Genomic DNA, 23,600 nt, shown 5'->3' with positions numbered 1-23,600 from the left:
TTTTGAGGTTTTAAACTTACAAAACAAGTAGCCCATTGTTTTTTAATACCTGTAATGGTTTTGAAAACCAAAACAACTCAAAATCTTCAAATCTCTTTTCAAAATCTGTTTTTAGTGCAGAAAAGGTCGTTTTTTGCTCATTTTGAGGGGTTATTTTGCCTAAAATATCTAAAAACCATTCTCCTTTTTCTTTATCTAAAACGATTTGGAAGCTTTCAGTTTTATTATGAAAACTGAGATTTAATTGCTCCCAGGTTTGTCCCCGTTTTGATTTTGTTTGTGACGAAGCAACAGGAATATTACCTAACCAAAGGATTTGTGCATTTGGCTTAATATTAAAATTAGGAATAGTCTGCAGGCAGCTTTCTATAAAATTGTATTTAATAGTTGACTTTGGAATTTTAAATTCAAACCAATCCTGTAGTTGAATTTCAAAACCGATACCGTGCATATAATTGAAAAGTGACTTTTTAAGCCCAAAGCTAAATTTTGAATGGTCTATACCGGTTTTATCTATAAACTGAATGTCATTATTTGCAAACGAAATATTCTTATAGTCTGGTTTAATTCCATATTCTGAAGGATTTAAACCTACCGGACTGTGTGCTGTAAGCGCGAACTGATGCCAAAAGCCAGATTGTATAATTCCCAACTCAAAAAGCTGCCGTACCATCTCCAGACTGTCAACAGTTTCCTGCACAGTTTGCGTGGGATAGCCGTACATTAAATAGGAATGGACCATAATGTTAGCTTCGGTAAAATTGCGTGTTACCTGTGCGACTTGTTCTACGGTTACACCTTTGTCAATCAATTTCAATAAACGATCTGAAGCAACTTCGAGTCCGCCGGAAACTGCGATACAGCCGGAAGCTTTAAGCAACAAACAGAGATCTGCGGTAAAGTTCTTTTCAAACCTGATGTTCGTCCACCAGGTTACGCTGAGTTTTCGCTTTAAAATTTCTATAGCGAGCGCTTTCATCAAGGCCGGCGGCGAAGCTTCATCTACAAAATGAAACCCATTTTCGCCAGTTTGATCAATGAGTTGCTCCATGCGATCAACTAACAAACGGGCGGCTATTGGTTCATAGATTTTAATATAATCAAGCGAAATATCACAAAAAGTACACTTTCCCCAATAGCAACCATGCGCCATGGTAAGTTTGTTCCAGCGGCCGTCGCTCCATAAACTGTGCATGGGATTTGCAATTTCTATAACCGAAATATAATCTTTCAGCAACAAATCTGAATAATCTGGTGTACCCAGATCCTGCTGTTTATAATCGGGTTGTAATGCGTTATTCTTATAAACAACAGCGGAATTCTCTAGCAAATAAGTGCGTTTAAAAGTTGGCATTTCAGCTTCACTTTTACAAACCGCTTTGTGAAGCAATTCTATGGGAAGTTCGCCATCATCAAGCGTGATGAAGTCGAAAAATTCAAATACGCGCTTATCTGTTAGCGAGCGTAATTCTGTATTCGGAAAACCGCCGCCCATCGCGATTTTAACGTCAGGATAGCGGATTTTTATGTGTTGAGCACAGCGAAAGGCGCTATATAAATTACCGGGAAATGGGACTGAAAAACAAACCAATTTGGGTTTAACTTCTTGTAAACGCTGCTCCAGAATTTCTAAAGTAAGTTTATCTATGAAAGTGCTTTCTTGTTGTAGCTGAAGGTAAAGTTCATCAAATGAATTTGCACTTTGTCCCAGTCGTTCTGCATAGCGACTAAAACCAAAATTATCGTCGATACATTCAATAATAAAATCTGAAAGATCTTCCAGATAAAGTGTAGCCAGATGTTTAGCTTTATCTTGCATGCCCATATTTCCAAAAGCCCATTCCATATCGTCTAATTGGTCAAAACGGGAAGCTTGGGGCAGAAAATTATCTGTGCAGATTTGTCTGGCAAAAGTTGGGTTTTTACCCTGTAAAAAGGCGATTATCTCATCTAGCGGTTGTAGATAATCATTTCTTAAAGCATAAATGCGTTGACAGTTTTGAGAATGAATGGAGCCTTTCGCGAAAGCGATATTAAATAATTGAGTAAATGTTTTTTTAGAAAAAAGCTCAAGAATGACCTCAATTCCCAGATCCATTTGAAATGACGAAATGTTTTTGGTATTCAAAAATCCTTTTAAATAAGCCGTGGCAGGGTATGGCGTATTTAATTGCGTAAAAGGTGGAGTTATGAGTAATAGATCTTTCAAAGTAGTTGCAAATAAAATATAGCAAAGATAATTGAAAGCCGACTATAAAAGTGGATTTTAAACGCCTGTCTCAGTACTGATCGTCTTGGCTGTTTTTTCGCTTAAAGCACCGTTATTGAGTAAAATTGATGAATCTCAATTATTTGGATTTGATGATATTCATTTAAAATAATTTCGTAAATTTATGATTATCAAATAATTATGATTAATTAAATTCTTGTAAAACAGGATTCTGCTTTTCCCTCTTATTTCTCTTACTTACAGGCATATCCCTCATCCTTTCATTCTGCGCTGCTTTCTTAACAGTGTAAGTTGTAACACTTGATGTGTATGACTCCTTAGTAATCTCTTTAATATTATTTATTATGGAATCTGAAAAGACTGCATCTAAGAGTTTGTCTTGTCCTGAAATATGGCTACAGGTTAAACTTGATTACGCTACTGATTTATATACCATATTTGGTGTTTTATAGTCTAAAGATAAATGTAATCTTATCTCATTGTATAATTTGATTGCATTTTTTGCAGCTCTTTGTGCGTGGGCTGTATTTGTAAAGATCTGGTCCAGATAGAATTCATCTTTCAGAATGCCGTTTACGCGTTCTGCCATTGCATTTTCATAGCAGTGGTTTTCTTGTGTCATACTGATTGTATTTTGTTTCTTTTGAGGATTTGTGTGTAGACATTACTACAATACTGTATGCCCCTGTCCGAATGATGTATTAGTCCTTTGTTGTCCTTAGCTTGATATAAGGCTTTATTCAGGGCTCTTACACATCCTTTGAGCTCCAGGCTGTCACTCAGGTCATAACCTACAATTTTCCTTGAATACATATCTGTTATAAGGGCTAGATAACAAAATCCCTTAACGGTTCTAATATAGGTGATGTCTGACACCCATACTTGATTAGGTCTGTTGACTTCCACGTCTTTTATAATGTTGTTGTACTTATAAAAGCGATGGTGGGAGTTAGTTGTTCTGGCGCTATATTTCTTTCTAAGGGTCAGCATTTTATGTTCTCTTAGGACGTTGAACAAGGTATCTCTTCCGACTTTCAATTGTTGTTTTTCAAAGTCATGGGTTAAAGACTTGATAAGCTTACGAACGCCTTCTCTGGGCAAGGTCTTGCGTTTTTTCTTTACGATATGTATGACCTGTTGTCTTTGCTCAGCCCTGCGGGTATACTTGTAATAGGCATCCCGCTTTAGCCCAAAACAGTCACATATAGTAGCTAATGAGGCAAATCCCTTGGCTTTTTGCTTAGCTATGATAAAGGCTTGATATTTAGTTTTTTTTTAAGCTCCAAGACGCTTTTATAGCCTAGTTTTTGGGCAGCTACTTCTAGATAGGCATCATCAACGAGTTGATCCATATCCTTTTTAAGAAGCAGTTTTTTAAGTTGCTCAATTTCTTTTTGGAGTGCTTTGATGCGTGTGATTTCGTCCTTTGTTTCTACCATAACCCTAGTATTCATTAAGTCTTTACGTTCATACTTTCTGATCCATTCATTGATGGTGGTGGGATTGATCCCATAGAGCTTACCTAGTTGGCTCTTGGTATACTTTCCAGTACTAAGTTCGTTTAAAATTTTTAATTTGAAGGGTTCGCTGTACCGTCTGGTTACTCAAAGGAAAAGAAAAAGCTATGGCTCATAGCCATTGTTATCTTGCGTATTTAAGTTATAGTTCTCTTACTCAAGTCTCTTGCAGAATGATGAACAGTAAGAATATCCGTTTGGTGTTCGTTTATCACTTTATATATAATCCTGTAATTTCCTTCGATAAGTTCCCGGATATTTGGTCTTTCTATTTCAGGAACTATTTTACCAGCATAAATCTGAGATTTCAGAATTTTTGTCCGTAGTACTATTCGGGTAACCTGAAGTTTAGCATATCTTTTTGAGTCTTTAGAAATAAAGTCCGCAATGTCCTTTAAATCAGTTCTGGCTTGAAATGTCCAGTTTATTCGAACCATTTTTCGATTTGGTTGTCCAACTCGGTTTCCGTTATTGTTTCTCCATTTAGAGATTGTTTTTCGCCACGCTCAATTTTTTCCATGAGTATCAGCCTTTCCACAAGTTCGTCGATAGAGAATTCTTCGGGAAATTTTTCAATCTGCTCTTTCAACTGCGTTCTAGTCAACATAAAATTTTTTTATAGCCACAATTTACGAATAAATTTTAATTGAATCGCGCTGCTAAATTATGCAAGATAACGGTCTTGTATATGGCTCGTAGGGTGAAAATTAGCGATTACTTTTCGGTTAAGCACGAGCCGAATTTTTTAATTTTCTTATTACCTTTTCTTTTCAATAAGCCAAATTAAAAAATTTGGCGGACTTGCAAATATGCATTAACTTCGATTAAGTAACTAATTGGTTATGAGCTATATACGTTGTTGGCAATAGTTATTTTATTATTTCAAGTTTCAAATGATTCGGTTGTCTTGAATACCAACGAATCGCTTGGGAACTAGCTTCTTTCATAAAATTGTTCAATTCATTAAATTCGGAAGAGTTTATTTCTTTTCCAGTTAATGTGAAATTAGATTTAGCGTGAACGACTTTGTTCCGAGTTTTATAAATTATTTTGCTTGCAATGTTACAAGACGTCGGGATTTTTTGCTTGTCAGTTGAATAAGTTAATTCAGTTGCACCAATGTGCTTTTTTATTTTTTTCTTTATTGATTCTGGAAGCTTATCAAATAAACTAACTATATCAAAACAAGTATTAAAAGATGCCTTAATTAAATCTTCATCGTTGAACCTATCTCGCATAGAATTTGCTAATTCAAATATAGACCTGATATAATCACCATCCTCAAAAGAACTTTTAGGCGCATCAAATTTCTTCCTCATTAATTCATTAGCTTCAATGTTTACTGCAATTGGTGAAAAATGCTCTAAAACTTTATAGAAATTTAAAAATTTTAGTTCTGGGTCTTTGATTTGAACTGCAGATACAAAAAGGTTCATCCCTTCATTGTAAGGCTCTAATTCTCTGAGTCCATTCGATAAATTTTCTTCTTCCTCTTCCTCATAACCATAATAATCGTCCATAGGATTCCTTATTTCAGAAAAGCTCAATGCGAATCCACTAGAATCGGCTACTTCAAATATGAATGAGTTAATTAATTCTAATTCATCAACTTCATTTAGTTGTTTGGCGAGACTGTCATAAATCACTTCAATAGCTAAATATTGATTTGCTGTTCCCCAATATTCATTATCGTCATATTCTTCTAATTTGGTAGCTGCTAGGCCGATAATAATAGATTGTTCTGCAAGATTGACCTTGACACCATCTAATGAACTCATTCCAATTTCGTGATATGTTCTTAATAAATAGTCATCTTCTGAGTCAGTTAGCGCAACCACATAATAACTTCTTAAATTAGTCTTTATTAATCCATTATTTATGATGTTAATAGACTTTATTTCACTTTCAAAAGCTATTAGTTCTTCTGGTTCAAGAGAAGTGTATTCTTCTTCGCCAGGGAAATTAAAATCGATTGTTTCGATATCTTCCTCTTCATCAATAATTTCTTTTATTCTTTCTTCTGAAAAAATTAATTCTTCTTCATAGTCAGCGAAGTATTCACAATAATCAATTATGAAATTATTTATCTCATTTATTTTTAATAATTGTTCTTTATTTAGTTTCATTTTCTAATTATTGCCAACGGTTTAGGCTATACGCGGTAGTGTGGTTTTGTAAACTAAGATAGCAAAAAGAAACTGGCGAGAGAAAATCCGTAGGATTTTCCAAAAGGGCAGGGAAGAAGCTATGGCTTATAGCCAGTGTTACAGGCTGGTGATTTCCTTTTATACCGATCCATAATAAGAGCGACGTTATCAATGCCATATTCTTTTAAACTCTCCCAAGCATTTCCTTTTTTTAAATAAATAAAATAGTTGGCTCGTGGTTCACATTCCCAAACCTTAATAGAGATTGGTTTATCTACAATCAAAGCGAGATTGTTCTCAGGATTGTAGAGAATAGGGGATAAATAATGAATAGTATTAATATCAGTATTATAAAATTTATTGATTTTAAATATATCCTCTATTGTGTCCTCATCCAATATTTTGAAATTGTCAAGTATTGCAGTTTTCCATTTATTATCGTAGATTCCAGGCCAAGGTTTGGGTGGTATCATACTTATTTCTTCTTGTGTTTCTGAATCGAGGTCTACATTTTCATTTGGTTGAATGATATAAGATTCTGGTTCTAAAAGCCAGCTATCTAGCTCCTCAGTTTGGTAAAGACTGACTACAGATTCTTTTTCATTAGATATATCCTTGCTGACATATTCATTAAGTAAAACGTATCGTTCGCGTTCAGTTAAATCCACTGATTTTTTTTCTGATTGCTTACAGCTCAGAATTAAAATTGACAATATTAGCGTTAGAGTGATGTATTATACTGAAATAGGTTGACCTTTTTCGGGTTCATTTTTGGTTATTTAAAAGGTCAAAAATTCTAGATTTTCTTTATTCTTTTTGTAGGAACGATAGGGTACATTCTGGTTTATATGAATAAAGGCTGGTGTGTTGAGTTTCAAGCTTAGATGTGTTCTCTTGTTGTTGTAAATATGCACGGCCCTTTTGATCATCTTCTTAGCTAAGGTACAGTTTTTTATAGTTTTTTTAAGTCCGTATTCATATTTTAAGGTTCTGTTGATGCGTTCCGCCACAGCATTTTCGTAGGGGTCATATTGCTGTGTCATGGACATGGTAATCCCGTTTTGTCTGGCAAATTCGGTATATGCTGGATTACAGTACTGAAATCCCCGATCGGAATGGTGGATGAGCTTTTCATTGGGGTATTTGCGGTTTTTAATAGCCATAGCCAGAGCGTCTATACAAAGTGATGTTTTCATATGGTTAGCAAGTTTATAGCCCATTATCTGTTTAGAATAGGCATCTGTGACCAGAGCCAGGTAACTGTGCCCTTTTTCTGTTTTGATATAGGTGATATCACTTACCCAGAGCTGTTCAGATCGGGTAGGGACTTTGTCCTTTACCAGGTTTTTGTGTTTATAGAATTGATGTTTGGAATTGGTGGTTATAAAAAATTGTTTGGTCCTTGGTACCAATAGGTTATAGGTTCTTAAGAGCCTATAGAACTTGTCCCTTCCCATTTTTATTCCCCGTTGTTCCATTTTGGGTTTAAGGTTATCGTGGAGTTTGATCCCTCCGGTTCTTAGCCCGACTTCGTTTCTATACTCCCTGATCATTTGGATTATGATCTGGTCATTGGTTACTTTGGTTTTATGCGATCTCAAGCGCTTGTAGAAGGCTTGTTTACTGATCCCAAAACATTGTATCAACCATTTTCTTTTAAACGGTCTTGTTTCTTTTTTTCGATCTCTTCTGCCAATGTTTTGGGTAATGACTTTTTTGCCATATCGACTCCTGTGATGAGTTCCATATCGGCGATAACATCCTGTTGGAAGTCCTTTACGAACTCGAGTTCTTCGATACGTTCCTTAAGTTTTTTGATCTCGTCTTTCTTGCTCATGCCTCGTTTCTTTTGTTCTAAAGTACTATATTTTCTTAACCAATAGTCAATAGAGGACCTGGAGATCTGGTATTTTTCAGAAGCGTGGTTTACGGAAATCTGTCCGTTCTGGATCTGGTCGATGATCAACAGCTTGAGTTCATAACCTACTTTTTTGTAAGAATTTTTTCGGCAGGGTGGTTTTTCGTCTTTCATTAGGTCTAGTGCTAAAAGGTTTAATTTTTAGTCAACCTATTTCAGGAAAGCACATGTGAAGCTCTTGCGTGTAACGGTCTTGTATATGGCTCGTAGCGTGCAAATTATCAATATTTTTTCGGTTAAGCACTAGCCGGATTTTTTAATTTTCTTATTACCTTTTTTTCTCAATAAGTCAAATTAAAAAATTTGGCGGACTTCGCAAATATGCCTAAACTTCGATTAAGCAACTGCCCAGCTATGAGCTATATACGGTGTTGTAAGTAGTGCTTTTTTCATTCACTTACTTAATTTCAAAATCCTAAACGCTCCTTGAATTACCAATATAAAAACGATTGTTCCAATAATCAAATCAGGTTTATTAGAACTCAAATAATGCACTAAAATTCCTGCAATAATTACTCCTAAATTTATAATCACGTCATTCGAGGTGAAAATCATACTCGCTTTCATATGTGCTTCTTCTTTACTTTTTGACTTTTGCAAAATATAAAGACAAATTCCGTTTGCGATAAGTGCGAAAATCGAAACGATAATCATTGTCGAAAAATCGGGAAGTTTCTCGTCTCCGAAAAATCTTCTTAAAACTTCTACAAATCCAATAATCGCAAGTATTATTTGAAAATATCCAGCAAGTTTGGCAATCCGTTTTTTCTTTATTACTGTTCCGCCAACCGCAAACAAACTAATTCCGTAAACAAAACTGTCCGCAAGCATATCTAAACTATCGGCAACAAGTCCCATAGATTTTGAGATAATTCCTGTTGTCATTTCGATTATAAAAAACGCAAAATTTATAACGAGTACAGACCAAAGTAGCTTTTTTTGGTTTTTGTTTTCTTTAAATTCCGTTTGGTCGGTTTGTTTAGTCGAGATTTTCTTTCCACCTAAATTTAGTTCGATAACTGACTTTTCGATTTGGTCAATTTCTCCGCTGTGAAAAACGGTCAATTTTCGATTCGGAATATCAAAGTCCAAATTCGCAATGCTTGAAATTCCATCTAATTTCATTCGGATTAGATTTTCCTCTGAAGGACAGTCCATTTTGGTAATTTCAAATATTGTCTTTTTCATTCGGTTTCTGGGTTTTTCGGCATTACTTACAACGGTCTTGTATATGAAAAGTAGCGGGCTTTCAAGCACGAAATTTTCGGATTATAGCCGACCTTTATTTTATTATTTATCTTTCGTTTAAGCACCTAAACCGCTATTTTTTATATACGTTGTTAGGGCAAGTTTTTAATCCAAACTTTAGAGTTCTTACTTACTTTTATATTTCCCTTTATTCCAACTTCTCCTTTGTTAATTTCAGTCACAATTTTGTCGTCAAGTTTGATTTCAAGAATTGTTAGTTTATAGAACTTTGAGTTTTTCTCAATGTAAAGAGTATCTCCGGTTTTTATATTAATATTATCTACATTTAAAATGAATACTTCTCCTTTTAGAAAGGTTTCTTTTATTGTATCAATTAGGATTATGTCCTGAGGTATAAATGAAAGTAAACCATAATTATAAATTATTTCTCTTGCCTCCTCCTTTGTTAGTATATCGTTTTGAATATCGAAATATAGGTTAAACAACGACCAAGTTGTCAATAACCCTCTTTCATCATTTATTGAATCCTCAATTTGTTCTTTTGTGAATGGTGGATTTTCCCTTTGCTTTGCAGGGATATGTCTTTGATGATTAACAATGTAAAGTCCGAAAACATCAAATTTACCTCGTTCTTTCGCTCTGCGATATTTAATCTTTGATATTTGACTACATTCAGAATCTTTAGAAGTTCCTCCAATACCTTTTACTTCAATAACCAATAGACCTTTGTTATTTTCGATTTGTATATCTTCCTCCTTTAGCCCATCAGTTTGGGTGTCCATATCTATAATATTTTCGAAACCCAACCATTCTAAAAATTGAATTACTGCTGTAACCAATTCATCTCCTGTTTCTGTTAAAATTTTGTGTAAGAATGAATATTTATCATTGTTCGCATTTATTTCTTTGTCTTTTACTTCCAATGATTTTTTGAAGTCCGATTCAATCTTTTTCCTTTCTTCGATTAGCCTTAACTGATTAGGTAGGGCATAATCTGTGGATTCTGTCCATTTATTTTTACTAGAATAGGGGAAAAGTTTAGGTTGTAAACTTGGTGCTATTGTTTCTAAAAAGCCTAATAAAAAATTAGAATTATCCTCTAGAACAGGAAAAATGAAAACTCCTAATTTCTCAGTAAAGTATACATAAGAGACTATTTCGTTATTTAAGTTTAGAATTAAGGGATAAAACCTTGGGTCGGGAATTTTCTCATCATTATCCCATATTCTAGGGTGATAAAATGTGTTTTCGTACGTGAAGTCTTTGTTGAATTTTTCTAAAAAGGAAGTTAGTTCTCCATTGTTAGGATTTACTTTGGTTTCTTTACCAATTTTATTTTGTTCGAAATAAAAATTAGGAACTAACTCATAAAAGTTTGCCTCTTGAGTTCCTTTAGAAATTGGTCTATCTCCGTTTTCTTCAACTATTTTATACTCAATATCAACTGATTCATTTTGGAAGACTATAATTAAACAGTCCTTTTTTAAAATTTCCCTAATTTCTTTAACAAAAGCGTGAGAGGAAAGACCTCTTGGGTCAAAAATTGTTTGTGGGTATTTACATAATAAATACGTATTGTTTTCAGTTTTATTTTCACTTCTTTCATTATCTGATTTATTGTAATCAATTACTTCCTCATTTGAGAAATCAATTATAACAATGTCATATTCGTGAGAATTTGCAGGGAAATCATAGTTCAATAAGTGATACTTAAACTTGTATTTTTCATTCTTCGTGTCAACTAATTTACCTAGACTTCCTCGATATATATTGTAACCTTTGTCTGCAAGAGTATCATTTGACTTGTCGGTCAAATTAAGAGTCAATATTTGTGGCTTTTCTATCATTTTTTTAATTTGCCCTAACGGTTCTCGGCTATGCGCATTTGCGTAAAAATCCGCTAGGATTTTCGCTTAGTCACAAACCTTTGCAGAAAGATAGGAATTTTCGATAGAAAATTCCGAAGCAATTGCTTATAGCCAGTGTTATACGGAGATGCGACACGAGTGATTGGAGAAAAAAGAGATTTTACACCAAAAACCATCGATTTTTGCCCAGATTTCACCGATTTTCTGGAGTCGAAAAACCCACCTGCAAGTACCAAAAATTGCGTCCGCTGCTTTAAAATCCGCTTAGATTTTCAAACATTCAGGAGCTTTTTAAAAGTCCGCCAAGTTTTGTCCGCTCTGCTTGCGTTTTAATTTGCGGAGCATTTACGTATAACGGTCTCGTATAACCGAAGTGGTGCAGTTAAATTACCAATTTTTTCAAGTTTTGACCCGATTTTTGCTAATAAACAGCGATTTTTGCAATCGTCTCTTAGCCACCATTTCTGTTATACAATGTTGGCAATAGTTATTTCATTCCGATGCTTATTAAAATATCACCTAAATAAGTCAAACTTCTGTCATTTACATCTGGTTTTCTATCCTTATTAATTTCCTTGACTTTTTCATAGATATTTACCATATCCTGCTTGATAAGTCCTGTAGTTTGTAAATCATCATTTATATTTCCGTTTACTCTCAATCCATTTGAATTATCTTTAAGCCAGACCAAATCATAGTAAAATAATCTTTTGACAATATGAGCAAGTCTCAAATAAGTTTGATAATCTATTTTTTCTTCAACAACTGCTTTGAATAGTTTTCCAATTATTTCAGGTTTTCCATCACTTTCAATTTTCTCTAAAAGTTCAAATGTCATTTCGCCAACACTACTTTGATATTTTTTTGAAGAATTTATTTCGTCAATCTTTTTAATTCTTTTTTCTAACGGAATAGTATGAAGCTGAAATAGAAACTTGTATAATTTTTTTGCAAATAAATGCTTGTTTACAGAGTTCCCAAATTTCATTACTCCAATAACGGTTCCTACAAGCGGAATGTCTTTAAGTACTCCATCGTCCATAATTCCGTCGATTGCTAATTCGGCATAATCTTTCGCCAATTCAGGTAATTCTGAATTTTTAATTACAGTTTCGAGTTTTTCATTCGGATTTTGCGGTTTTTTCATAATTATTGCCAACGGTTCTCGGCTATGCGCATTTGCGTAAAAATCCGCTAGGATTTTCGCTTAGTCACAAACCTTTGCAGAAAGATAGGAATTTTCGATAGAAAATTCCGCAGCAATTGCTTATAGCCAGTGTTATACGGAGATGCGACACGAGTGATTGGAGAAAAAAGGCATTTTACACCAAAAACCACCGATTTTTGCCCAGATTTCACCGATTTTCTGGAGTCGAAAAACCCACCTGCAAGTACCAAAAATCGCGTCCGCTGCTTAAAAATCCGCTTAGATTTTCAAATATTCAGAAGCCTTGTCAAAGTCCGTCAAGTTTTGTCCGCTCTGATTGCGTTTTAATTTGCGGAGCATTTACGTATAACGGTTTAGGCTATGCGCCGTAGCGTGGTTTTGTTAACTAAGGTAGCAAAAAGAAACTGACGGGAGAAAATCCGTAGGATTTTCCAAAAGGGAAAGGAAGAAGCTATGGCTTATAGCCATCCTAAGTTTGTTTCTATTAAATTTCAATATCAATTCAAAAGAACAAAAGAGCAGAGTAAGGTTAGTATAGCCGTAGGAACTTCAGATTCCGTCAACAATGTAAATCCCTGCTCTTTTACTACTTAATTACCTTTAGTTCATTAGGCCTTTAGAGCTTGTTTTTAGGATGTTGTAAATCAAGTAGCTTGTTCTTTTCTAAATTAATTATTCTATGATTAAAAGTACATTATTTTTTGGGATAGATATTTCAAAGGACTGCTTTGATGTTTATTGCAGCCAAACTGGGCACAGTAGTTATTCCAATGATACGAAAGGTTTTAAAGTTTTTTTAAAGGCTATTCCGGAGAGTTCTCATTGTGTTATGGAAGCGACAGGCTGTTATCATCACCAGCTTGCTATGTTTTTGTATGGCAGGGGTATTTGTGTAAGTGTTGTAAATCCTTTGGTTATCAAAAGGTATATACAGATGAAGCTCAAGCGCGTAAAGACCGATAAGAGTGATGCTTTGATGATCTACAGGTACAGCTGTGAACAGGAGTTAGAGCATTGGGAACCAGACCCTGAGTATATAGAGAGCGGCAGAGAATTGCTATCATTAATACAAATGTATTTGAAGCAATCTACGGCCTTGAAGAACAAGTTGCACGCATTTGAGAGTCGTGGGCAGACTAAAGGCAAGATGATTACTTCCATAAAGCGTCAATTACGAGCTCTTAAAAAAGAGCGTCAGCTGTTGGAACAGGAGGTTGAGGCTTTGATAAAAGCGAATGAGCCATCCTTATACGCAAGACTCCAGACTATTCCAGGAATAGGTAAAAAGACAGCAGTATTATTGATGCTTAGTACGGCTAACTTCAAAGATTTTTTAAGTTATAAACAAGTATCATCCTATCTGGGATTAGCACCAAATGAACGTAGCTCTGGAAGTAGTATACGGGGAAGGTCGCGAATAAGTAAAACAGGCGACGGTCTTGTGCGTAACCATCTATTTATGTGCAGTTTTACCGCCTACATTCACAATGCGCAGTGCAAAGCTCTTTTTGATCGTATCGTGTCTAAGGGAAAGAGTAAGAAATTGGCTTTGATTGCAGTTTGTAACAAGCTGATAAAACAAGCGTTTGCAATAGCTAAATCCGGATTATGCTATGATGCTAACTACATGGTAAAATAAGTAGAAGAAAGCTTGGATTTTAGCTTAGTTCATTGTTAAACACTGGAACACTTGCCCAACTCCAGCATTGTGCATTCTGTGTAGATAAGTCCGCTACTTTTTTAAATACCTTTTATGGTTTCTTCTACCATTCCGATTTTGGGGCATTTTTAGCGGATTTTTTGAGTTTCCAGTTCGCTTTTGTACAGAATAGTTCTCTAGTTTTTTCAATAATCTTCCGTTCAGTTTCCGGTCTGATTTACTATCTACAGATTTTTGAGGTTCAGATTGGCAATATTGATTTTCCACATTATTTGGCCGCCTTTATGCTCCACAAGCCAGGTATTTATCTGCTATTTTCCATAAAGTTTCCAGTCAATTTTAGTCCAATTTTGAGATATTATCGTGCGATTTTTGTGGTAAAATGCCTGATTTTAGAGGTTGATAACGAACTTAAATCTTTATGAAGTTCTTGTGTTTAACGGTTCTCGGCTATGCGCATTTGCGTAAAAATCCGCTAGGATTTTCGCTTAGTCACAAACCTTTGCAGAAAGATAGGAATTTTCGATAGAAAATTCCGAAGCAATTGCTTATAGCCAGTGTTATACGGAGATGCGACACGAGTGATTGGAGAAAAAAGAGATTTTACACCAAAAACCATCGATTTTTGCCCAGATTTCACCGATTTTCTGGAGTCGAAAAACCCACCTGCAAGTACCAAAAATTGCGTCCGCTGCTTTAAAATCCGCTTAGATTTTCAAACATTCAGGAGCTTTTTAAAAGTCCGCCAAGTTTTGTCCGCTCTGCTTGCGTTTTAATTTGCGGAGCATTTACGTATAACGGTTCTCGGCTATACGCATTTGCGTAAAAATCCGCTAGGATTTTCGCTTAGTCACAAACCTTTGCAGAAAGATAGGAATTTTCGATAGAAAATTCCGAAGCAATTGCTTATAGCCAGTGTTATACGGAGATGCGACACGAGTGCTTGGAGAAAAAAGAGATTTTACACTAAAAACCATCGATTTTTGCCCAGATTTCACCGATTTCCTGGAATCGAAAAACCCGCCTGCAAGTACCAAAAATCGCGTCCGCTGCTTAAAAATCCGCTTGGATTTTCAAATATTCAGGAGCTTTGTCAAAGTCCGTCAAGTTTTGTCCGCTCTGCTTGCGGTTTAATTTGCGGAGCATTTACGTATAACGGTTACGGCTATGAGTAGTTGCGTGGGTAAGCACAAAACTTTGCAAGTACGCAACAAATTGAAAATATGAAAGAATTTTCAAAAGTAGGCGAGAGCAAGCAATTACTTATAGCCATCCTAAGTTTGTTTCTATTAAATTTCAATATCAATTCAAAAGAACAAAAGAGCAGAGTAAGGTTAGTATAGCCGTAGGAACTTCAGATTCCGTCAACAATGTAAATCCCTGCTCTTTTACTACTTAATTACCTTTAGTTCATTAGGCCTTTAGAGCTTGTTTTTAGGATGTTGTAAATCAAGTAGCTTGTTCTTTTCTAAATTAATTATTCTATGATTAAAAGTACATTATTTTTTGGGATAGATATTTCAAAGGACTGCTTTGATGTTTATTGCAGCCAAACTGGGCACAGTAGTTATTCCAATGATACGAAAGGTTTTAAAGTTTTTTTAAAGGCTATTCCGGAGAGTTCTCATTGTGTTATGGAAGCGACAGGCTGTTATCATCACCAGCTTGCTATGTTTTTGTATGGCAGGGGTATTTGTGTAAGTGTTGTAAATCCTTTGGTTATCAAAAGGTATATACAGATGAAGCTCAAGCGCGTAAAGACCGATAAGAGTGATGCTTTGATGATCTACAGGTACAGCTGTGAACAGGAGTTAGAGCATTGGGAACCAGACCCTGAGTATATAGAGAGCGGCAGAGAATTGCTATCATTAATACAAATGTATTTGAAGCAATCTACGGCCTTGAAGAACAAGTTGCACGCATTTGAGAGTCGTGGGCAGACTAAAGGCAAGATGATTACTTCCATAAAGCGTCAATTACGAGCTCTTAAAAAAGAGCGTCAGCTGTTGGAACAGGAGGTTGAGGCTTTGATAAAAGCGAATGAGCCATCCTTATACGCAAGACTCCAGACTATTCCAGGAATAGGTAAAAAGACAGCAGTATTATTGATGCTTAGTACGGCTAACTTCAAAGATTTTTTAAGTTATAAACAAGTATCATCCTATCTGGGATTAGCACCAAATGAACGTAGCTCTGGAAGTAGTATACGGGGAAGGTCGCGAATAAGTAAAACAGGCGACGGTCTTGTGCGTAACCATCTATTTATGTGCAGTTTTACCGCCTACATTCACAATGCGCAGTGCAAAGCTCTTTTTGATCGTATCGTGTCTAAGGGAAAGAGTAAGAAATTGGCTTTGATTGCAGTTTGTAACAAGCTGATAAAACAAGCGTTTGCAATAGCTAAATCCGGATTATGCTATGATGCTAACTACATGGTAAAATAAGTAGAAGAAAGCTTGGATTTTAGCTTAGTTCATTGTTAGGGCTAGTTGTTTATTTCGTTAATCCTTGTCACTAATTCCTGATATGGTCTAGTTACTCTGTTAGTGAAATCCATATATTGTAAAGATTCTAACCTAGGATGAAGAGATGTTTGATTAAGCATTATCGGAAAAATTTTAATTCCTTTACCCCAAGCGAAAGCCCATTCGTATGTTACATATTCAGATTTTCTTGCTTCTGGACTCATTATAGCTATTACAGCTTTAGAATTTGAAATACCTGTATCTATTTCTTCTCTCCAATCCTGACCAATTTTTAATCTTTCATTATCCATCCAACAGTCAATATTATTTTTCTCAAGATGCAATTTTAGTAATTCTGCAAAATCTGCATCACTATGACAATGGGAAATAAAGATTTGATTTTTAACTTTCTTTATTTTTGTTGGTATTTGAAGTTCCTGCTTTGCTTCCTTTGATAATATATTTTCGATAGTTCGAACTAAATCATTTATAACTTTAGCTTGTTCATTTTTATTGAGTTCTACAAAGGTTTTATTATTGGAAGGAAACGTCTTACTCTTTACAATCCAGTTTTTAGAAGACCAATTTGCATCATTATAAATTATTGGAAATATTGTCTTGTTTTCATCATCAGATAATATGTAATATTCTTGCTCCATTTCTTCTGGACTATTCAAAAGATATTGAGATGTGATAATTGGAATAAAAATGTCAGATTTTCTCATTGTTTCTATCTCCATTTTATCTTCTGGATTAGCTCCACTTTCACGGATATCAAGAAAAGTAGTTACAGTTACTTCTCTATTTAATTTTTTGATTTGACGAGCAAGATTTGAAACAAAATAGTCTTGATCTGGAAAATGGTCGATAAATATTTTCATTTTTTTTTAATTAGCCCTAACGGTCTCGCATAACCGAAGTGGTGGAGTTAAATTACCGATTTTTTCAAGTTTTGACCCGATTTTTGCTAATAAACAGCGATTTTTGAAATCGTCTCTTCGCCGCCATTTCTGTTATGCATTGTTGCCAGCTGTTATTCAATTTCGCTTTTTTCAATTTCTTTGATCGATTTACCAATATCATTTTTCCAAACATTTCTCCCATTTACAGAATATCCTAGAATTACTGCTGCTGCTGCTGATGGGCTGGAAAATAGATGCTTTTTTGAGAAATAGAATTTACCATTTGTGTTCCTTGCAATTATCCCTTCTTCTATTAGAGACTCTCTTAGAGCTCCATATCCGTAATTTTTTGTTGGATTATCAGAGACCTCTGAATTTTCTAGTACAACCAAACCTTCATTTGTTTGTATAGCTTTTGCATTTATTTCGCCAACGTTTAAACTGAGTTCTAATTCATCTTTTTTAGCTGACATAGATTTCTCATCAGTGTTGTCAATTGTTTCTGCCGATTCTGGAATATTTTTAATTGAGATAGGATTTTCTAAGAATTTATGACCAAGAGTTCCTGTTAGTAATTTAATATTGATTAAGAATTCTTCCATTGCATCTCGGTCGGGCAGAGGAAGTCTATTGAGATTTGGACTATTCCCGTTTTTCAGTCTATATCTTTCTGTCGATTTTGCAATTTCAACTAACCGGCTTTCTAGATATTTAATATGCGATTTAGTTAGATTTTCATCTTTACTGGTGAAAAGTACAACCTCGTTCCAAAAGTCTTTTTTCAAGTCGTGATTTTTTAATCTGTCCCATACATTCTCTGCTTCACCAATATAAACCATAGGCTTTAATGTGTCTTGCTCATAGCCAATTAAAAAATACACGCCCTGTGTATTAATGGCAATAGAAAAATGTTTGTTTAAATCTGAAATCTTTGTTCTGGGACACGAAAGAGATTGAATCGTATGATTAACGAGTTCGGCAAATTTAATTCCAGTTACACTTCCTTCTTTCAAATATATTCTAATGCTCTTTCCTAATATCATTGGTTGGGTTATAATTGCTGGCAACGGTTTAGGCTATGTGTCCGTAGCGTGGTTTTGTAAACTAAGATAGCAAAAAGAAACCGGCGAGAGAAAATCCGTAGGATTTTCCAAAAGGGCAGGGAAGAAGCTATGGCTTATAGCCATCCTAAGTTTGTTTCTATTAAATTTCAATATCAATTCAAAAGAACAAAAGAGCAGAGTAAGGTTAGTATAGCCGTAGGAACTTCAGATTCCGTCAACAATGTAAATCCCTGCTCTTTTACTACTTAATTACCTTTAGTTCATTAGGCCTTTAGAGCTTGTTTTTAGGATGTTGTAAATCAAGTAGCTTGTTCTTTTCTAAATTAATTATTCTATGATTAAAAGTACATTATTTTTTGGGATAGATATTTCAAAGGACTGCTTTGATGTTTATTGCAGCCAAACTGGGCACAGTAGTTATTCCAATGATACGAAAGGTTTTAAAGTTTTTTTAAAGGCTATTCCGGAGAGTTCTCATTGTGTTATGGAAGCGACAGGCTGTTATCATCACCAGCTTGCTATGTTTTTGTATGGCAGGGGTATTTGTGTAAGTGTTGTAAATCCTTTGGTTATCAAAAGGTATATACAGATGAAGCTCAAGCGCGTAAAGACCGATAAGAGTGATGCTTTGATGATCTACAGGTACAGCTGTGAACAGGAGTTAGAGCATTGGGAACCAGACCCTGAGTATATAGAGAGCGGCAGAGAATTGCTATCATTAATACAAATGTATTTGAAGCAATCTACGGCCTTGAAGAACAAGTTGCACGCATTTGAGAGTCGTGGGCAGACTAAAGGCAAGATGATTACTTCCATAAAGCGTCAATTACGAGCTCTTAAAAAAGAGCGTCAGCTGTTGGAACAGGAGGTTGAGGCTTTGATAAAAGCGAATGAGCCATCCTTATACGCAAGACTCCAGACTATTCCAGGAATAGGTAAAAAGACAGCAGTATTATTGATGCTTAGTACGGCTAACTTCAAAGATTTTTTAAGTTATAAACAAGTATCATCCTATCTGGGATTAGCACCAAATGAACGTAGCTCTGGAAGTAGTATACGGGGAAGGTCGCGAATAAGTAAAACAGGCGACGGTCTTGTGCGTAACCATCTATTTATGTGCAGTTTTACCGCCTACATTCACAATGCGCAGTGCAAAGCTCTTTTTGATCGTATCGTGTCTAAGGGAAAGAGTAAGAAATTGGCTTTGATTGCAGTTTGTAACAAGCTGATAAAACAAGCGTTTGCAATAGCTAAATCCGGATTATGCTATGATGCTAACTACATGGTAAAATAAGTAGAAGAAAGCTTGGATTTTAGCTTAGTTCATTGTTGTAAAACGTTTTTTTAATACCCAATTGAAAAATACTGCATTTTGTTTTTCTTAGATCTTCGAGATTTTAAACCTAAAAGCCCAAAAATCAATGTGAATATTGGAAAATAAAAGCTAAACATTGATCTGGTAAAATAGTATGCTATAGAATCTAGTAGAATTCCACCAATTAAATATTTACCAATATCAGCACCAGTTCGAAAATCCTTTTTACGGATTAAATATCTTCCGGTATATAAAATATAATTTTTATATAATTCCAAAGATTCAGATTTGCCTAATGGAAAGTCAATTTTTTCTATATGATCAAAAAAATTAACCCCAGCTAATCTATAAGGTTCGGTTTGTATTTTGTTGGCTATTTTGAGAAGTTGAGTCGTTACATTAATTACTGATTGATAATGTATCTGATTTTTTATTTCATTATCCTCTGATTCGAATCTATTTCTAAAGAACTCCAGTTTTTCTATTAAAATAGTATCAGTCATTTTTTTCTTTAATGTTTTACAACGGTCTCGTATATTCGTCAGTTGTGGTATTGGGTAATCGAATTTGTCCGCTTAGATTTTACTTTATTAGATTCTAAAAATACTATTTTATTTGAAATGGCCACAATTGCGAATATGCGTTGTTGTACACTGGCTTTAGTTCAATATATATATTAATGAAAAAATTGAAATAAAAATCCACAAAGTTAGTGCGAACACAATGGGTTTCATTCCTGTAGATTTCAAATCTTTTATAGAAATGGTAGAACCTACAAGAAACAATGTTATTATTAATAATCGTTTAGCCATTAATACAATAAAATTAGTAGCTGGTTCAGGTAAAATATGGTAACTATTAATAATAATCGCAATAATAAATAAAACAATAAAGTAAGGAATTTTTATTTTTTCTCCTTTTGTTTTGAATAGAAACATTGAAAAAATTGATAAAGGGATAATCCACAAAGTTCTAGATAGTTTTACTGTTGTTGCTATTCTCAAGGCTTCGTCTCCATAACCTAGCGCAGCTCCGACTACCGAACTTGTATCGTGTATAGCAATAGCACACCATAAGCCAAATTGTTCTTGTGTTAAATTTAGAAAATGGCCGACTGCAGGAAACACAAACAACGCGATAGAGTTTAATAGAAATACGATACCTAAAGCAATACTTATAGTTTTACTTTTAGCTTTAATTACTGGGGAAATTGCAGCAATTGCGCTTCCACCACAAATTGCTGTTCCAGATGTAATTAGATGACCTAGTTTTAAATCTAACTTCAAAAGTCTTGTTAACAACAAACCTAACGATACGGTTAAAAATATTGAATATATAGTTAAACTTAATCCCTCTTTACTTGTTTCCAAAGTTTCTTTGATAAACATCCCAAAGCCCAGCCCTACAACCGAAATTTTTAGAAAATAATGAATTGCTTTATGACTGTATGCTTTAAACGGATTATTGAAAATAAGTGTATATACAAAACCAAGTAACAATGCGGTTGGACTGTTTATAATGCCTAAAAGGGCAACAATAATTATAAGGATGTAAACTATTTTTGAAAAAATCTCTTTCATATCATTTAGTATTATTTGATACAAAAGTAGATTGAATTAATAACCTTTAAGCAAATTAATTAGTTGTTTGAGATAACTAAAAGTTATAGTTAAGCCGAATATATTTTTCGAAATATTCCACGGTATTTGAAAGATAACCTGTTCTTTTTACAAAATAAAACCACCTTTCAATACTTAAATCTTTAATATCTATAATTTTGAGTTTATTATTTAACAAATCTTCAGTGATAGCACTAATTGAAAGAAGTGCATAATCATCAGAATTGTATAAATAATTTTTAATAGCTTCAGTACTGTTTAAAGTTACTGCTACATTAAGCTTTTTGATATTATTTTCCAATAAAAATTTATTAATAATTACTTTAGTTCCAGAACCTTTTTCACGTTCAATCATTGGAATTCTTTGCAACTTTTCGATATCGATACTTCCTTTTTTAAAAGAATTATTATTAACATTGGTTACGAGGACAATTTCATCTTTAATAAATTTTTCAAATTGTAATTTTGGATTCGAAATACTTCCTTCAGTAATTCCGAAATCAATTTCCTGATTCAAAATTAAATTTTCAATATTTTCAGAATTATTACTGATTATGTTAAATTTTGTTTCAGGAAATTGTACTCTAAACTTCGCAATTATTTTAGGTATAATGTAGTTAGACAAGGTTGTGCTTACTCCGAAGTTTATTAGTTTTGGGAAGGTTTCTTTCTTATGTAGAAACTGTTCGTCCATTTCAGAATAGATAGCTAAAATTTTATTAACGTATATAAGAAATGACTTTCCTTCCTTGGTCATTTCTATCGAGTTTCTTTTTCGAATAAATAAAGTTGTTTTATATTCTTGCTCTAAATTTTTAATTGCCTTGGATATAGCAGGTTGTGAAATATACAATTGCTCGGCAGCTTTTGTGAAGCTTAAATGTTTAGCAACAATTTTGAATATATGTAACTTGGTTTTCATCAGCTTGTGTACAACGGTTTAGGCTATGTGCTTTTGCGTAAAAATCCGCTAGGATTTTGGCTTAGTCACAAACCTTTGCAGAAAGGTAAGAATTTTCGATAGAAAATTCCGCAGCAATTGCTTATAGCCATCCTAAGTTTGTTTCTATTAAATTTCAATATCAATTCAAAAGAACAAAAGAGCAGAGTAAGGTTAGTATAGCCGTAGGAACTTCAGATTCCGTCAACAATGTAAATCCCTGCTCTTTTACTACTTAATTACCTTTAGTTCATTAGGCCTTTAGAGCTTGTTTTTAGGATGTTGTAAATCAAGTAGCTTGTTCTTTTCTAAATTAATTATTCTATGATTAAAAGTACATTATTTTTTGGGATAGATATTTCAAAGGACTGCTTTGATGTTTATTGCAGCCAAACTGGGCACAGTAGTTATTCCAATGATACGAAAGGTTTTAAAGTTTTTTTAAAGGCTATTCCGGAGAGTTCTCATTGTGTTATGGAAGCGACAGGCTGTTATCATCACCAGCTTGCTATGTTTTTGTATGGCAGGGGTATTTGTGTAAGTGTTGTAAATCCTTTGGTTATCAAAAGGTATATACAGATGAAGCTCAAGCGCGTAAAGACCGATAAGAGTGATGCTTTGATGATCTACAGGTACAGCTGTGAACAGGAGTTAGAGCATTGGGAACCAGACCCTGAGTATATAGAGAGCGGCAGAGAATTGCTATCATTAATACAAATGTATTTGAAGCAATCTACGGCCTTGAAGAACAAGTTGCACGCATTTGAGAGTCGTGGGCAGACTAAAGGCAAGATGATTACTTCCATAAAGCGTCAATTACGAGCTCTTAAAAAAGAGCGTCAGCTGTTGGAACAGGAGGTTGAGGCTTTGATAAAAGCGAATGAGCCATCCTTATACGCAAGACTCCAGACTATTCCAGGAATAGGTAAAAAGACAGCAGTATTATTGATGCTTAGTACGGCTAACTTCAAAGATTTTTTAAGTTATAAACAAGTATCATCCTATCTGGGATTAGCACCAAATGAACGTAGCTCTGGAAGTAGTATACGGGGAAGGTCGCGAATAAGTAAAACAGGCGACGGTCTTGTGCGTAACCATCTATTTATGTGCAGTTTTACCGCCTACATTCACAATGCGCAGTGCAAAGCTCTTTTTGATCGTATCGTGTCTAAGGGAAAGAGTAAGAAATTGGCTTTGATTGCAGTTTGTAACAAGCTGATAAAACAAGCGTTTGCAATAGCTAAATCCGGATTATGCTATGATGCTAACTACATGGTAAAATAAGTAGAAGAAAGCTTGGATTTTAGCTTAGTTCATTGTTACACGCTGGAGCACTTGCCCAACTCCGGCTATTTTGCGTTGTTAGATAAGGTTAGTTTTCATAATGAGTTTCTTAGATTTTTGTCTGTAATTCAGATTTTAGGTCAATTTCTGTAGATTTTTAAAAAATATAACCTTGTTTTATCACGATACATTTTAAGTTTTTCCACAATCTTCCGTTCAGTTTCCGGTTTGATTTACGCGATACTGATTTTTGACGGTTCAGATTTGCGTTGTTATTTTTCCACAATATTTGGC

Annotated in this window: 21 protein-coding genes and 1 pseudogene; 4 read left to right on the top strand and 18 right to left on the bottom strand. The window is 34.5% G+C overall.

Going from position 1 to position 23,600, the window contains the following annotated elements; translation table 11 throughout:
* Positions 1-16: 16 nt before the first annotated feature.
* The 13 genes and pseudogenes from ACH3O9_RS17980 to ACH3O9_RS17920 all read right to left on the bottom strand — a co-directional run bounded on the left by ACH3O9_RS17980 (position 17) and on the right by ACH3O9_RS17920 (position 12,036).
* Positions 17-2,209, bottom strand: a complete 2,193-nt coding sequence (locus ACH3O9_RS17980; protein WP_416442746.1) for a B12-binding domain-containing radical SAM protein — start codon at positions 2,207-2,209, stop codon at positions 17-19.
* A gap of 433 nt (positions 2,210-2,642) precedes the next feature.
* A complete protein-coding gene (locus tag ACH3O9_RS17975; RefSeq protein ID WP_416442744.1) occupies positions 2,643-2,852 on the bottom strand; it encodes an integrase core domain-containing protein in 210 nt (69 codons plus the stop codon).
* Entirely contained in the window at positions 2,849-3,478 is a 630-nt protein-coding gene (locus ACH3O9_RS17970; RefSeq protein WP_416446724.1) for an IS3 family transposase, read from the bottom strand. The genes ACH3O9_RS17975 and ACH3O9_RS17970 overlap by 4 nt, the downstream gene beginning before the upstream one ends.
* Positions 3,475-3,816, bottom strand: a pseudogene (locus tag ACH3O9_RS17965) (transposase); the annotation flags it as partial. The gene ACH3O9_RS17970 and the pseudogene ACH3O9_RS17965, both read right to left, overlap by 4 nt.
* Before the next feature lie 68 nt (positions 3,817-3,884).
* Positions 3,885-4,184, bottom strand: a complete 300-nt coding sequence (locus tag ACH3O9_RS17960) for a type II toxin-antitoxin system RelE/ParE family toxin (protein WP_416442742.1) — start codon at positions 4,182-4,184, stop codon at positions 3,885-3,887.
* Complete coding sequence (locus tag ACH3O9_RS17955) at positions 4,172-4,354, bottom strand: hypothetical protein (protein WP_416442740.1); 183 nt, start codon at positions 4,352-4,354, stop codon at positions 4,172-4,174. Before ACH3O9_RS17955 ends, ACH3O9_RS17960 begins: the two co-directional genes overlap by 13 nt.
* A gap of 262 nt (positions 4,355-4,616) precedes the next feature.
* Positions 4,617-5,873 carry a hypothetical protein gene (locus ACH3O9_RS17950; RefSeq protein ID WP_416442738.1) on the bottom strand — a complete coding sequence of 419 codons (1,257 nt, stop codon included), beginning with the start codon at positions 5,871-5,873 and terminating at the stop codon, positions 4,617-4,619.
* 119 nt (positions 5,874-5,992) lie between these two features.
* Positions 5,993-6,562, bottom strand: a complete 570-nt coding sequence (locus tag ACH3O9_RS17945; RefSeq protein ID WP_416442736.1) for a hypothetical protein — start codon at positions 6,560-6,562, stop codon at positions 5,993-5,995.
* A gap of 111 nt (positions 6,563-6,673) precedes the next feature.
* Positions 6,674-7,540 (bottom strand): IS3 family transposase, encoded by an 867-nt coding sequence (locus ACH3O9_RS17940; protein WP_416442734.1) that lies wholly within the window; start codon positions 7,538-7,540, stop codon positions 6,674-6,676.
* Positions 7,537-7,926, bottom strand: a complete 390-nt coding sequence (locus ACH3O9_RS17935; protein ID WP_416441756.1) for a helix-turn-helix domain-containing protein — start codon at positions 7,924-7,926, stop codon at positions 7,537-7,539. Before ACH3O9_RS17935 ends, ACH3O9_RS17940 begins: the two co-directional genes overlap by 4 nt.
* Positions 7,927-8,205: 279 nt before the next feature.
* Complete coding sequence (locus ACH3O9_RS17930) at positions 8,206-9,000, bottom strand: cation transporter (protein ID WP_034894726.1); 795 nt, start codon at positions 8,998-9,000, stop codon at positions 8,206-8,208.
* A gap of 152 nt (positions 9,001-9,152) precedes the next feature.
* On the bottom strand, positions 9,153-10,868 hold the full coding sequence (locus ACH3O9_RS17925) for a hypothetical protein (protein ID WP_416442732.1): 1,716 nt from the start codon (positions 10,866-10,868) through the stop codon (positions 9,153-9,155).
* Between the two features lie 508 nt (positions 10,869-11,376).
* Positions 11,377-12,036, bottom strand: a complete 660-nt coding sequence (locus ACH3O9_RS17920; RefSeq protein WP_416442730.1) for a hypothetical protein — start codon at positions 12,034-12,036, stop codon at positions 11,377-11,379.
* A gap of 700 nt (positions 12,037-12,736) precedes the next feature.
* Between ACH3O9_RS17920 and ACH3O9_RS17915 the strand changes: the two genes are divergently transcribed.
* Both ACH3O9_RS17915 and ACH3O9_RS17910 read left to right on the top strand, forming a co-directional pair.
* Entirely contained in the window at positions 12,737-13,696 is a 960-nt protein-coding gene (locus ACH3O9_RS17915; RefSeq protein WP_416441748.1) for an IS110 family transposase, read from the top strand.
* 1,505 nt (positions 13,697-15,201) lie between these two features.
* Positions 15,202-16,161 (top strand): IS110 family transposase, encoded by a 960-nt coding sequence (locus tag ACH3O9_RS17910; protein WP_416441748.1) that lies wholly within the window; start codon positions 15,202-15,204, stop codon positions 16,159-16,161.
* Between the two features lie 41 nt (positions 16,162-16,202).
* Here the strand turns inward: ACH3O9_RS17910 and ACH3O9_RS17905 are convergent, their stop codons facing one another.
* Positions 16,203-17,063 (bottom strand): TIR domain-containing protein, encoded by an 861-nt coding sequence (locus tag ACH3O9_RS17905; RefSeq protein ID WP_416442728.1) that lies wholly within the window; start codon positions 17,061-17,063, stop codon positions 16,203-16,205.
* Between the two features lie 152 nt (positions 17,064-17,215).
* Entirely contained in the window at positions 17,216-18,127 is a 912-nt protein-coding gene (locus ACH3O9_RS17900; RefSeq protein ID WP_416442726.1) for a GIY-YIG nuclease family protein, read from the bottom strand.
* A 355-nt stretch (positions 18,128-18,482) separates the two neighbouring features.
* On the opposite strand from ACH3O9_RS17900, the gene ACH3O9_RS17895 reads away from it, so the two are divergent.
* The gene (locus ACH3O9_RS17895; RefSeq protein ID WP_416441748.1) at positions 18,483-19,442 is read left to right on the top strand and encodes an IS110 family transposase; all 960 of its coding nucleotides are present in this window, start codon (positions 18,483-18,485) and stop codon (positions 19,440-19,442) included.
* Positions 19,443-19,492: 50 nt separating this feature from the next.
* Here the strand turns inward: ACH3O9_RS17895 and ACH3O9_RS17890 are convergent, their stop codons facing one another.
* The 3 genes from ACH3O9_RS17890 to ACH3O9_RS17880 form a co-directional block, all read right to left on the bottom strand.
* Entirely contained in the window at positions 19,493-19,966 is a 474-nt protein-coding gene (locus tag ACH3O9_RS17890; RefSeq protein ID WP_416442724.1) for a hypothetical protein, read from the bottom strand.
* A 156-nt stretch (positions 19,967-20,122) separates the two neighbouring features.
* On the bottom strand, positions 20,123-21,043 hold the full coding sequence (locus ACH3O9_RS17885; protein ID WP_416442722.1) for a YeiH family protein: 921 nt from the start codon (positions 21,041-21,043) through the stop codon (positions 20,123-20,125).
* Between the two features lie 76 nt (positions 21,044-21,119).
* Complete coding sequence (locus ACH3O9_RS17880; RefSeq protein WP_416442720.1) at positions 21,120-22,004, bottom strand: LysR substrate-binding domain-containing protein; 885 nt, start codon at positions 22,002-22,004, stop codon at positions 21,120-21,122.
* A gap of 342 nt (positions 22,005-22,346) precedes the next feature.
* Here ACH3O9_RS17880 and ACH3O9_RS17875 point away from each other — a divergent pair, with 342 nt between their 5' ends.
* On the top strand, positions 22,347-23,306 hold the full coding sequence (locus tag ACH3O9_RS17875) for an IS110 family transposase (RefSeq protein ID WP_416441748.1): 960 nt from the start codon (positions 22,347-22,349) through the stop codon (positions 23,304-23,306).
* The last annotated feature ends 294 nt before the right edge of the window (positions 23,307-23,600 follow it).

It is taken from the genome of Leeuwenhoekiella sp. A16 (assembly GCF_047946675.1).
Lineage (GTDB): Bacteria > Bacteroidota > Bacteroidia > Flavobacteriales > Flavobacteriaceae > Leeuwenhoekiella.
This window is presented reverse-complemented; position numbering and strand designations above follow the sequence as displayed.